At 72.7% G+C, this 12,725-nt stretch carries 9 protein-coding genes; 2 read left to right on the top strand and 7 right to left on the bottom strand.

What is annotated here, in order from left to right:
* Positions 1-62: 62 nt before the first annotated feature.
* Together ACZ6TI_RS38745 and ACZ6TI_RS38750 are read right to left on the bottom strand one after the other, a co-directional pair.
* Complete coding sequence (locus tag ACZ6TI_RS38745; protein WP_465350228.1) at positions 63-509, bottom strand: EAL domain-containing protein; 447 nt, start codon at positions 507-509, stop codon at positions 63-65.
* 135 nt (positions 510-644) lie between these two features.
* A complete protein-coding gene (locus ACZ6TI_RS38750; protein WP_465350229.1) occupies positions 645-1,985 on the bottom strand; it encodes a transaminase in 1,341 nt (446 codons plus the stop codon).
* A gap of 183 nt (positions 1,986-2,168) precedes the next feature.
* On the opposite strand from ACZ6TI_RS38750, the gene ACZ6TI_RS38755 reads away from it, so the two are divergent.
* Positions 2,169-3,227, top strand: a complete 1,059-nt coding sequence (locus tag ACZ6TI_RS38755; protein WP_465350230.1) for a sensor histidine kinase — start codon at positions 2,169-2,171, stop codon at positions 3,225-3,227.
* Positions 3,172-5,790, top strand: coding sequence for an AfsR/SARP family transcriptional regulator (locus ACZ6TI_RS38760; RefSeq protein WP_465350277.1), 2,619 nt, complete (start codon positions 3,172-3,174; stop codon positions 5,788-5,790). Before ACZ6TI_RS38755 ends, ACZ6TI_RS38760 begins: the two co-directional genes overlap by 56 nt.
* On the opposite strand, the gene rox is transcribed toward ACZ6TI_RS38760, so the two are convergent.
* From rox to ACZ6TI_RS38785, 5 genes are all read right to left on the bottom strand, one after another.
* Positions 5,787-7,226, bottom strand: coding sequence for a rifampin monooxygenase (rox, locus tag ACZ6TI_RS38765; RefSeq protein WP_465350278.1), 1,440 nt, complete (start codon positions 7,224-7,226; stop codon positions 5,787-5,789). The genes ACZ6TI_RS38760 and rox overlap by 4 nt on opposite strands.
* Positions 7,227-7,737: 511 nt before the next feature.
* A complete protein-coding gene (locus ACZ6TI_RS38770) occupies positions 7,738-8,367 on the bottom strand; it encodes a ribonuclease FAU-1 family protein (protein ID WP_465350231.1) in 630 nt (209 codons plus the stop codon).
* A gap of 58 nt (positions 8,368-8,425) precedes the next feature.
* Positions 8,426-11,530 (bottom strand): GH92 family glycosyl hydrolase, encoded by a 3,105-nt coding sequence (locus tag ACZ6TI_RS38775; RefSeq protein ID WP_465350232.1) that lies wholly within the window; start codon positions 11,528-11,530, stop codon positions 8,426-8,428.
* Positions 11,531-11,598: 68 nt separating this feature from the next.
* Positions 11,599-12,096 (bottom strand): hypothetical protein, encoded by a 498-nt coding sequence (locus ACZ6TI_RS38780; RefSeq protein WP_465350233.1) that lies wholly within the window; start codon positions 12,094-12,096, stop codon positions 11,599-11,601.
* A complete protein-coding gene (locus tag ACZ6TI_RS38785) occupies positions 12,093-12,701 on the bottom strand; it encodes a DNA-3-methyladenine glycosylase (protein WP_465350234.1) in 609 nt (202 codons plus the stop codon). Before ACZ6TI_RS38785 ends, ACZ6TI_RS38780 begins: the two co-directional genes overlap by 4 nt.
* Between the last annotated feature and the right edge of the window lie 24 nt (positions 12,702-12,725).

Raw genomic sequence — 12,725 nt, forward strand, 5'->3', positions numbered from 1 at the left:
CGCTGGCGCCGACCATGGTCCAGGCGATACCACCACCCAATGCGAGAACGCCCGGACGTGAATTAAGAACTACGTTGTAAAAGCCGCCCGGCGCAGCAGTTCATCGATGTCGGCGGCCGGCATCGGGCGATCACCGCCTGCGGGCTGCTGGCGGTCACGCCGTCGACGAACGACTTGTCCACCTTGAGGACCTGCACCGGGCAGGTGACCAGCAGGCTGAGCGACGACTGCCCGGTGCCGAAGTCGTCCAGCGCGATCGGCAGGCCGAGGTCGTGCAGCTCGCGGATCGCGTCCAGGGCTTCGCCGGTGCCCAGCACCGCGGTCTCGGTGACCTCGGCGACCAGGCGGGACGGGTCCACGCCGAACTCGGCCAGAAGCGCGGCGACGGATGCCGGGAAGCCGGGCTCGTGCGGCTGGCGGGCGGAGATGTTGACGCTGATCCTCTCCGGCGCGCGGGCGCCGTGCGCCTGCTGCCACGCGGCCGCCTGCCGCCCCACCTGCTCGAGCACCCACCGGCCCAGCCCCCATCACGAACCACAGCGACGACGCGGCGAGCAGCACGAACCCGGCGATCAGCGGGCCGGCGCACGCCGCGGGCGGAACATGTCAGCATCATCGGGTCCGCGCGCCCGGGATGTAGGAGTTCAGCCGATCTCGGCCAGCGCGGCGTCGAACACCTCGTGATGGCGGGCGACGTCGTCGAGCGTGGTGTCCGGGCACATCAGCGCCATGTTGTGGAACGGCGTCAGCAGCACCCCGCGGTTCGCCAGATAGACGTGCAGGAAGTCCTCGAGTTCGGGATCCGCCGCGGCCGCCGACTCGGTGCCGGTGCGCGGTGCCGGCGCGACGAACCGGTATTCCACCCGGGCCCCGAGCTGAGCCACCGACCAGGGCAGCCCACGTGCGGCCACGATCGACCGCACCCCGTCCGCGAACGCCGTCGCCGTCTTCGTCATCGCGTCGAACGCCGCCGCGGTCAGCACCGACTCGAGCGTCGCGCGGGTCGCCGCCATCGACACCGGGTTCCCGGCCAGCGTGCCACCCACCCCGCCCATGTCCACCAGGTCCAGATCGCCGCGCCCGAGCAACTCCCCGGCCAGTTCGCCGCTCAGCCCGTAGGCCCCGACCGGCACCCCGCCGCCGATCGCCTTGCCGATCGTCACCACGTCGGGGTCGAGCCCCCAGGCCGCCGTCGCGCCACCCGGCCCGGCCGAGAACGTATGCGTCTCGTCATTGATCAGATAGGTCCCGGCGGAACGCGTCAGCGCCCGCACCTCGTCCAGATATCCCGGCTCGGGCAGCACGATGCCGATGTTGGTCAGCGCCGGCTCCATCAGCACCGCCGCGACGTCGGAGTGCGCGAGCTCGCGGGCCAGCCCGTCCAGATCGTTGAACTCGGCGACCCGGCTGGTCACCGTCACATCGCCGGGCGCGCCGACGTTGCCCTCCCGGCTGCGCCCGCGCCCGTCCGGCCCGACCACGATCAGCGACTCGTCCACCGAGCCGTGATAGCAGTAGCTGTTCACCAGGATCCGCGGCCGCCCGGTCACCGCGCGCAGCAGCCGGATCGCCCACCGGTTCGCGTCGGTGGCGGTCAGCGCGAAACTCCAGGCCGGCAGCCCGAACCGCCGGGCCAGCTCCTCCGCGGCGACAGTCGCGTCCTCGGTCGGCAGCATCACGCTCAGCCCGCGCCGCAGCTGCGCGTCGACGGCGGCGACCACCGGCGCGGGGGAGTGGCCGCCCATCGCCGCGGTGTCGCCCAGGCAGAAATCCGCGTAGTCGTGGCCGTCCAGGTCGGTCAGGTGCGCGCCGCCCGCCGACGCCGCGTAGAGCGGAAATCCGCCGGCGGTCTTGTTCATCCAGGTCATCGGCACCCGGCCGAAGAGATTTCCGGCCCGTGCGTGCGCCGCGGCCGATCGCGGGTTGCGCTCGGCGAAGGCCGCCCGCTCCCGGTCCAGGAGGGTGGTCAGTCGCTTGCGGTCCACCGCGGCCTCCAAAGATCAATGTCCGATTCCCACGTCCGTCGTGGTCCGGATCGTATGCTCCCGCGGGCACCGGGCGGGGGCCCACCTGCGGCGGCCCACACCCTGCCGGGTCCGTGCGTGGAAAGGGCGACAACATTTCGACAGCAACGGGGGTGCAGGCTCGACGCGGCGAAGGAGGCTCACTTGTCCGTTTCGTGGCGACCGGCGCTGTGGGTGGGGTTGTCCTGCGCGGCCGGCTATGTGCTCTGCGCGCTGCTGCTGTTCCCCGGCGGCCGCGCCCTCACGCCGCGGGTGGCGATCGCCGGAGTGCTGCTGGTCGCCTTGGTCGCGGTGACCGCCCACCTGGCGGCGGTGCGCGCGCTCGCGCCCGCGGTGTCCGCGCTGCGGCGCCAGGACACCCTGCTCGCGGACACCGCGCACGACCTGCGGACACCGGTGACCTCGCTGCGTGCGCTCGCCGAGGCCGCTCTGGCCCATCCGCACCGGCGCGCCGAGCTGCTGCCCCGCACGGTCGACCTGGCCGGCCGGATGGGCGACGTCATCGACGACATGCTGATGCGCGCCCGGATGGCCGCCGACGTGGAGCGGCTGACCGTCGAACCGATCCGGCTGGACCAGCTGGTGGACACCGTGGTGCAGGAGACACCCGCCGACCATGCCCAGGTCACGGTGGCCGCGGCGCCGACGGTGGTGTCCGCCGACCCGGCCCTGATCCGGCGCGCGGTCGCCAATCTGTTGGACAACGCGCTGCGGCACGGCCGGGTCGCGGGCCGGCCGGCGGTCGTACAGGTGACCGTGGCCGGCGGCCGGGTGATCGTGGCCGACCACGGCCCAGGCATCGACCCGTCGCTGGCCGGCGCGATGTTCGACCGGTTCGTCGGGTCCGGCGGGTCCAGCGGGCTGGGTCTGTCCATCGTGCGCTGGGTGGCCCAGGCACACGGCGGCACGCTGCGCGTGCTGCACTCCGACCGGCACGGCGCCGCCTTCGAGATCGCGCTGCCCGGCGCACCGCCCGGCGGCGGCCTGGGCAAGCCCCGCCGGGGTCGTCTAGCCTCGACGCGTGCCGGACTGGGAGCTACGGCTGCTCGGCCCCATCGAGCTGATGTTGCACGGCCGGCCGGTCCCGATCGGACCACCACAGCGCCGGTTGGTCCTCGCGGCCCTGGCGGTGGACGCGGGCCGGCCGGTGCCGGTCGACACGCTGACCGGCCGGGTGTGGGGGTCGGCGCCGCCGGACCATAGCCGCCGCACACTCCAGGCTCATCTGGCCCGGCTGCGCCAGGTGCTGCGCGCGCTCGGCGAGCCGGCCGGCCTGATCCGCCGGTCCGGCGGTTACCTGCTGGACGTGGCACCGGACGCCGTGGACACCGGCCGTTTCCGGGCGCTGATCCAGCAGGCGCGCGCACCGGACCGGTCCGATCCGGAGCGGGCCCGGCTGCACCGGGCGGCGGTCGAGCTGGTCCGCGGCGAACCCCTGGCCGGGCTGCCCGGGCACTGGGCCGAGCAGACCCGGGAGAGCTGGCGTCAGCAGCTGGTCGACGCGGTGGTCGGCTGGGCGCGGCTGGAGACCGGCGACGTCGTCCTCGATCGCCTCGGCGCGCTGGTCGTCGACCACCCGCTGGCGGAACCGGTCGCGGCGGCGTACATCCTGGCGCTGCACGCCGCCGGGCGCACGGTGGAGGCGCTCGAGCATTACGCCGAGATCCGCCGCCGGCTGGTCGGGGAGCTCGGCATCGAACCGGGCGCCGAGCTGCGCCGGGCCCAGCTGACGGTGTTGCGGGGCGACGAGCCGGAGGCCCCGGGGACGCCGGTACCGGCACAGCTGCCGCACGACGTCACCGGCTTCGCGGGCCGCGCCGCTCAGCTGGATCTGCTGGACTCCATGCTGGACGGAGACGGCGCCCCCGCGGTGGTGACGATCGCGGGGACCGCCGGCGTCGGAAAGACGGCCCTGGCCGTGCACTGGGCCCACCGGGTCCGCGACCGCTTTCCGGACGGCCAGCTCTATGTGAACCTGGCCGGATTCGACCCGCGGGGCACCGTGGTGACCGCCACCGAGGCGGTCCGTGGCTTCCTGCACGGGCTGGGCGTGCCGGCCGGGCCGCTGCCGCTGACGCTGGCCGAGCAGACCGCGCTGTACCGCAGCCTGCTGGCCGACCGCCGGGTCCTGATCCTGCTCGACAACGCGCGCAACGCCGAACACGTGCGGCCGCTGCTGCCCGGCACCCGGCGCAGCCTCGCCATCGTCACCAGCCGGGACAGTCTCGGCGGGCTGATCGCCGAGGGGGCCCACCCGCTGATGCTCGAGGTCCTGTCCCCGCACGAGTCGGGCGACCTGCTCGACCGCCGGATCGGGCGGCGGCGCACGACCGCCGAACCCGAGGCGGTCGCCGCGATCGCGGCCTCCTGCGCGGGCCTGCCCCTGGCCCTGGCGGTGGTGGCGGTACGCGCGGCCACCAACCCGTCCTTCACCATGGCCACCCTCGCCGCCGAACTGCGCGACTCCCGCGTCGCACTCGACGCCCTGGCCGCCGGCGACCCGGCCAGTGACGTGCGTGCGGTGCTCTCCTGGTCCTACCGCGCGCTGGACCCGGCCGCGGCCCGGCTGTTCCGGCTGCTCGGCCTGCACGGCGGCGCCGACCTGAGCGCCGAGACGGCGGCCAGCCTGACCGGTGAGCCGGTCCGCCGCACCCGGATGCTGCTCGCCGACCTGGCCCGGGCACACCTGTCGCTGGAACACCGGCCCGGCCGGTACGGCATGCACGACCTGCTCCGCGCCTACGCCGCCGAACTCGCCGAGACGATCGACCCACCGGCCGAGCGACGAGCCGCCATCGACCGGGTGCTCGATCACCTGGTGCAGACCGGCAAGGCGGCCGCCATGCTGCTCCACCCGGTCCGCGAACCGATCGACCTGGACCCGCCCCGGCCCGGCGTCGTGCTCACCACGCTCGACGACTACGGACAGGCCGACGAGTGGTTCGCCACCGAGCACCGCGCGCTGCTCACCGCGGTACGCCGCAGCGCCGAACTGGGTCTGGACCGCCTCACCGGGCAGCTCGCCTGGACCATGACGACGTTCCTGCTGCGGCGCGGACTCTGGGCGGACTGGGCGACCGTGCAGCGGGCCGCGCTGGAGGCGGCGCAGCGGCTGGGCGATCTGGCGGGTGAAGCGACCGCGCGCCGCAGCCTGGCCCGCGCGTTGCAGCGGCTGGGCCGGATCGACGAGGCGGATGCCGAGTTCCGCAACGCCCTGCGACTGTTCCGCCGGCTGGGCGACGCCGCCGGCGAGGCCACCACCCACGACAACTTCTCCGCGGTCCTGGCCGCGCAGGGCCGGTACGCCGACGCGGTCGCACACGCGCGGCAGGCCCTGGAGTTGTACCGCGGCGTGCACCGAGAGGACGGCATGGCCAGCGCCTCGAACTCGGTGGCCTACCTGCTGGTGCAGAACGGCGAACCGAGGGAGGCGCTGGACCACGCCCAGGAGTCGCTGACCCTGCACCAGAAGATCGGCGACCGCGACGGCGAGGCGGCCACCTGGGACACGCTCGGCTTCGCCCGGCACCATCTCGGCGACTGGGCCGCGGCGTCCGACAACTACCGCCAGGCCCTGGCCATCTATCGCCAACTGGGCGACCGCTACAACGTCGCGGCGACCCTGCGCAACCAGGGCGACACCCGGCTGGCCGCGGGCGACACGCGCGGGGCGGAGGAGTCCTGGCGCGAGGCGCTGACCGTGCTGGAGGCACTCGGCCACCGGGACGCCGAGAGCCTGCACTCCCGCCTGGCCGAGCTTTCCTAGCCGGCGGCCGAGCTTTCCTTGCCGGCGGGCCGGCCGAACCAGCGGGCGAGGTGCTCGTCCAGGTCTCGCTGATCGTCGCCGATCCAGGCGACGTGGCCGTCCGGGCGCAGCAGGACGCACGGGACGTCCAGCGCCGCGGTGGGATCCGCGAGGTGGTCGACCCGGTCCGACCAGCCGCCGGGGGTCAGCTGCCCGGTGCGGTCCAGCAGCAGGCCGCGGCCGCGGTGCAGCAGGTCGTAGAGGCGGCCCGGTTCGACGTCGAGGTCGGGCAGGCGGCGGCCGAGCAGGTCGGGGCCCGCGCCGAAGTCGTAGCGGATGCCGATCGCGGTGATCTTCTCGAGCAGGCGGCGGTTCACCTCGTCGAGGTCCATCAGTTCGGTGAGCAGCTTGCGCACGGCGCGCGGGCCCGGCCCGGCGGACAGCAGTTCCATCTGTGCGCGGGTGTTGTCCAGCACGTCCTCGGCGACCGGGTGACGCTCGGCGTGATAGGTGTCCAACAGCGACTCCGGCGCCCAGCCGCGGATCTGCGCGGCCAGTTTCCAGCCCAGGTTGAACGCGTCCTGCACGCCCAGATTGAGGCCCTGTCCGCCGATCGGTGGGTGGATGTGTGCCGCGTCGCCGGCCAGCAGCACCCGCCCGACCCGATAGCGTTCGGCCAGCCTGGTGGCGTCCCCGAAGCGGGACAGCCAGCGCGGCGAGTGCACGCCGAAATCGGTGCCGGCGATGGCGCGCAACCGCTGCCGGAAGTCCGCGAGCGTCGGCGGTTCGTCGCTGACTCCCGCGGCCGGGACGACGACGCGATAGACCTGTTCGCCGGACGGCCCGATGCTGACCCGATCGTCGGTCTCGCGGATCTCGGCCACCCGGGCGGCGATCTCCTCCGGCGGCGCGCCCGCCTCCATCTCGCCCATCAGCGTCTCGTTCCGCGAGGGCTCACCGGGAAAGCCGACGCCGAGCAGTTTGCGCACCGTGCTGCGCGCGCCGTCACAGCCGACGAGATAGCGCGAGCGAAGCCGTTCCCCGCCGGCCAGCTCGACCGTCACCCCGTCGTCGTCCTGCTCCAGACCGGTCACCGCACCGCCGCGCCGGACGTGCGCGCCCAGGTCGATCGCGTGCTCCTCGAGCAGCCGCACGATGACCGGCTGCGGAATGCCCAGCAGATGGGCGTGCGCGGAATCCAGGCCGCCGGGCGCGGGTTTGTCGATGGCGGCGAAGTAGGCGCCGGCCGGACGCCGCCGGCCGTGTTCGCTTATGCGCTCCAGCAGCCCGCGCATCGCGAGCAGCTCGATGCTGCGAATATGCAGAGCGACGATCCGGGCGTACGACACCGGCTCGGTCTCCTTCTCCAGGACGAGCACCCGCACATCGTGCAGCCGCAGCTCGGCGGCCAGCATCGCGCCGGTGGGCCCGCACCCGGCAATGATCACGTCGAACACGAGTGGCGCACGATCGGCGCCGGAGACGTCGCGCTCGACCGCCTCGTCCATGGCGTGATGTGGCTCGGAAGCCGCGGCCGGCGGCCCGGCGGGGGTGGCGCCCTGCGATGAATGCATAGGTGTTGCCTTTCGGAGTGCCCGGTTGAACGGCGCTCCCGGCGACACCTACATCGATCGCCCGGCCGTGACGGAACGGGGGAGCACCCACGTCGATACAGCGTTCATGGGTCTCACCTCCGCAGGCAGTGTCACGAGCAACCGCAAGCTACCACGCCACCGCCGCCGGCCCGTCCCGCCGTTCCCCGATCGCACCAGCCCACCACCAGGGTTCGCCGCGCAGACGGCCTCCGGCGCGCGGGCGGGGGTGTTGCGTATATGTGTGCAGAGCAAAGGGCTGGCAGACGGCAACCTCGCCTGCCAGGACGCTGCCGTCGACGCCCGGCCACGCTCGCCGTGAGGTCGGCGGCAGAAGGGCGTGCAGGGACCCGGCCGGGCGTCGCGCGGATCCGGTCTAGGGGCGCGCGTCCCAGGCCGGCGGCAGCGTGGTCGGTGACCAGGCCGGGTCGGGGCGGAAGTCGGTGAGGTGGCCGTCGAACGGGTGACGGCCGGCCTCGATCGCCGGGACGAGGCGTCGGCCGGCCGCCCGGATCGCGACCGCCTCCGCTGACGTCCAGTAGGCCGGATGGCCGGTGCGCTCGGCCAGTTCGTCCTCGTCCTTCCACGACCAGGTGCGGTCCGGCTCGACCCAGATGTCCAGCGCTTGGTCCTGGATGTCCAGGCCGCCGGCCCAGCGGCGGGCCGGACTCTCGAGGTTGACGTACCAACCCAGGAAACCGCTGTCGAGGCCGAAGAACCACCACACCGAGTGGTCGGCGCCGGGTGGCGTCCACATCAGCACGTCGGTGCTCTCCCAGCTGAACGGGCGCAGCATCGCCGGGGTGCGGTCGCGCTCGGCGAGCGACATCTTGCGGATCGATTCGCCGGTCAGCGTCACGCGCTGCATGCAGGCCGAGCCGTGCGCGGTCCAGCTGAGCAGCCCGTCGGCGTCGTCGCGCAGCACCCGCGCGGTCTCCACGGCGCCGATCACGCCGTCGCGGTGGACGTCCCGGCGGACGATGGTCTGGTCGGGGGCGAAGAGCATCGCGTCAGGATAGGGCCCGGGGTGGGCAAGGCGGGACCCGTCGCCCACCCCGGGGTCTCTAGCCGCGCACCTCCACCTCGTAGATGCGCGCGGCAGCGTTGCCGTCCTGGGACGGCGTGACCACGTTCAGTCGTACGTACCGGGCGTCGACGCCGATCGATGTGGTGGTGGAATCGGCGGTGTTGCCCCGGATCTGCGCGCGGGTCGTCCAGGTGGCGCCGTCGTCCGACGTCTGCAGGTCGAAGTCGCGCGTGTTCCAGGCCGGGTATTCACCGCCGGCGCCCGCGTGCCGGATCAGCACCGAACCGACCCGTTGCCGTGCCGAGAGGTCGATCTGCATCCAGCGCGACCCGCTCTGCGAGCACCACTTGTCCAGCCAGCCGCCCAGCACGCTGCCGTTGACCGCCTTGTCCGGGCCCTCGGCGGCGCCACACGACGAGTCCGCGGCGACCGGCCGGCGCAGGGCCAGGTCGGCGGGGGCGCTGCTCTGGCCGTACACCTCGAGTTCGTAGATTCTGGCGGCGGCGTTGCCGTCGTTGGCCGCGGCGGAGATGTCGAGCCGCACGTAGCGCGCGTTGCGGGCGGCGATCGGCAGATAGCTGCGGCTGGACCGCCCGCCGCTCACCGACACCGCGTTCGACCAGTTCGCGCCGTCGGTGCTGGTCGCGATCGTGTAGGCGCCGGTGTTCCAGCCGGTCGACTCGCCGCCCAGTCCGGCATGCTTCACCACGAACGACGACACGTTCTGCGCCGAGCCGAGGTCGGTCTGCAGGGTCAGCGGCGCGGTGCCCGAGCAGAACTTGCTGTTGCCGCGGATCACCCCGTCGACCGCCTTGCCGGCGGCCTCGGTCGAGGCGCAGGCCGCGGATCCGCTCGCGCTCCGGCCGAGGGCGAGATTGGGTCCGAGGTCCGGTTCCGCGGGCGGTTGGGTCGCGCCGTCGGCAAAGCTCGGGGGTACGTCCTCAGCCCGCGTGCCCCAGCCGTTCGCCGAGCCGGCCATGGTGAACCCGAGGGTGCCGCCGCCGGCGATGTCGGTGTAACGAATGAAGCTCTCTTCCACTGTGGATCCGCCGAGCGTCACCGACTGCACGAAGCGGTTGGTGGCGCTGCCGCCGTTGATGGTGAGGTTGCCGCCCGGTCGCTGGATCACCGCGGACGGGAACTGCGCGCCGTGCAGGGCGAGGGTGTCCGCGCCCGGCGTGACCGGGTAGAGCCCGAGCGCCGCCCAGACATACCAGGCGGAGGTCGCGCCGAGGTCGTCGTTGCCGGGCAGCCCGCCGGCGCCGGTGGTGAACGACTCGGACATCACCCGGCGCACGGCGTCGCTGGCCCCGGCCGGCTTGCGCGCGTAGTGGTAGGTCCACGGCACGTTGTGCTCGGGCTCGTTGCCGATGTAGAAGTACGGCCGCACCAGACCGCCGTTGAGCTCGGTGAAGTGGTGGTCGAGGCGCTGCACCGCGGTGGCCGGGCCGCCCATCACGGTGACCAGGGCGCCCAGGTTGTGCGGCACCATCCAGGTGTACTGCGCGGCGTTGCCCTCGACGTACGGGTTCTCCTGCGCCGGGTTCAGCGGCCAGGTGAAGGCGCCGTTGCGGGTGTGGATGTAGGACGACTCGCCGTTGAAGAGGCTGCGCCAGTATTGGGATCGGGCCGCCGCGCCGTTGAACGCGGCGGTGTCACCGAGCGCCTTGGCGAACTGGGCGATCGCGAAGTCGCTGGCCGCGTACTCCAGGGTCTCGGAGGGGTTTCCCGGGATGTAGTGCTGGCTGTTGTAGACGGCGTAGTTTCCGCGCAGCACGTGGCCCTGGGTCACGCCACCCGCGGCGCTCTTCTTCATCAGCTCGAGGGCGGCCGTGGTGTCGAAGCCGCGCACGCCGAACGCATAGGCCGAAGCCACCACGATCGGGCCCGGGTCGCCCGGCATCACGAAGTCCTCCGCGGTCTGGTGCGACCACTTCGGGAGCAGTCCGCCCTGCTGTCCATCAAGGACCATCGACTTCACGATATCGGTCATCACATCGGGGGCGATCAGCGCCACCAGCGAGGCCCAGGACCGATAGATGTCCCACCCCGAATAGTTCTGATAGACGGGATGGCCGGCGGTGTGCACGGCGCCGTCGAAGCCGCGGTACTCGCCGTTGGTGTCGCTGGACAGGTTCGGGTTCTGCAGCACGTGGTAGAGCGCGGTGTAGAACTTCTGCAGATCGGTGGTGCCGCCGCCGGTGATCTGGACGCGGTTGAGCGCGCTGTTCCAGGCGGCGTCGGCGGCGCTGCGCACCGAGCTGAAGGCGGCGGCCTCGGCGGTCGCGTTGTTCTGCGCGTTGGCCACGCTCACGAACGAGATGCCCACGGTCGCGTTGACCACCTGGTTGCCGGTGGTGTCGAAGGTGACGTAGGCGCCGGTCTGGGTGCCGCTGGTGCTGGTCGAGCCCGCGTTGACGGTGCCGCCGGCGAAGGTGCCGACCCCGCTCGGCGTGCGGTCGAAGAGGATCGAGTAGTACATCTTGAACGTGCCGCCGCCGCAGAATCCGCCCGCGGTGTGCTCGCCCCAGACCCGGTTGCCGCTGATCGTGACGTTGCCGGCGCGGTCGCCGGTGGCCGAGCGGCTGGCGTTGATCAGCACCCGCGCGGTGGTCGTGGCCGGGAAGGTCAGCTTCAACGCGCCGGTCCGCTTGGTCGCGCTCAGCTCGACGTCCGTGCCGTAGCGGTCCAGCCGGTTCCGGTAGTAGCCAGGCACAGCCGACTCGTTGGTCTTCGTGTACGCCGACGCGTAGGACGTCCAGCTGTTGCCCGGACTCGCTCCGATGTTCCCGGTGATCGGCAGGATCGGCAGGTCCTCGTTGTTCGGGCAGCCGGCGCCGTTGAAGTGGGTGAGGCTGAACGACTCGATCGTGCGGTCCCGGTCGCGATAGCCGGACGGCGAGCCGGTCGGGGTGTCGGGGGAGAACTGCACCATCCCGAACGGCACGGTGGCGCCGGGGAACGTGCTGCCGCCGGCTCCGCCGCCGACCGGGTTGGGGGAGTTGCTGTCGTCGGTGCCGATGAACGGGTTGACGTAGCCGGTGAGTGCCAGATCGGCGGCGGCCGCGGGGGAGGCGGCGCTCACGGTGAGAGAGGCGGCGACGAGCACGCCGGAGACGAGACAAGCGAGGGTACGACGCATACGGTGCCGTCCTTGACATCGTTGTCACTGCAGGGATGTCTATAGAAGTACACCGATATCTAAAACTGTCAATACTCTTGGCTGTTCCGGCCCTGCCGGTACGCCGCGGCGGCGATCGTGGTTCCGCCCACCCCGAGCCCGCCCAGCACTCCGAGCGCGATGCGCTGCTCCACGGCCGGGTTCGACCGGTCCTGGTCGACCTGCAGGAACGCGGTGACCACGGCCACCCAGAAGCCGAGGAACAGCAGCCCGGCCACGGCCACCGCGGCGTGCGGCAGATCCACCGGCGGCCGCCAGATCGTGCCGGCATGCGGGTCCCGCGCCCGGCGCCCGCGCAGGGTGGTGCGGTTGCCGACCACCCCGGCCAGGAATCCCGGCAGCACCAGCAGCGCGGTGACGCCCACCGCGACCCCGGTGGACAGCGGCTGGCGGCCGCTCACCAGCAGGCCGATCAGCCCTGCGGCCCAGAGCACCCCGAGCAGGCAGAGCAGGTCCAGCAGCAGCAGGATCCGGCGACTCACCATCACCGCGGACGATAGTTCCCGCCGCGCCCGCACGCGGGTCATTCGCGCGCTTTCACCTTCAGCACGTGGCGGCGGTAGGTGCTGACCGTCGGGTCGCCCTTGATCCAGAAGCGCCACGGCACGTCGTGCGCGCTGGTCACACCGACTCGCGGCCCGGCCTCAACCGGTTCCGCGGGCCCGGCGGGCGGGGTGAGCACGGCCGGCCCGGCGCCGTCCACCAGCGAGGTGCCGTAGGCCTCCTTGCCCAGCGCCAGCACCTGCATGAGCTTGGCCGGCCCGCGCGCCAGATCGTGGTCTCCGCGCGCCGCCGGCCGCCGCTGCCTCGCGGTCTCGAGCCCGTCGACCACCGCACCGGCGCGCAGCAGCACGGCCGCCGCCTCACCCTCGGGCCCGCAGACCACGTTGGCGCAGAAGTGCATCCCGTAGATCTGATAGACGTACAGGATCCCGGCCGGTCCGAACATCACCCGGTTGCGCCCGGTGACCCCGCGATGGGCGTGCGAGGCCGGATCGAGCCCGAGCCCGCTGTAGGCCTCCACCTCGGTCAGCTTGACGGTGACGCCGTGCGCGGAGAGCCGCCACCCGAGCAGCTCCCGAGCCGTCTCGGCGACCGCCCCGGCCGGCGCCTCCAGCCACGAAAAAGTCACGCCCCAATCTGTCACAGCGCCCGT

The organism is Actinoplanes sp. NPDC051388 (assembly GCF_055586225.1).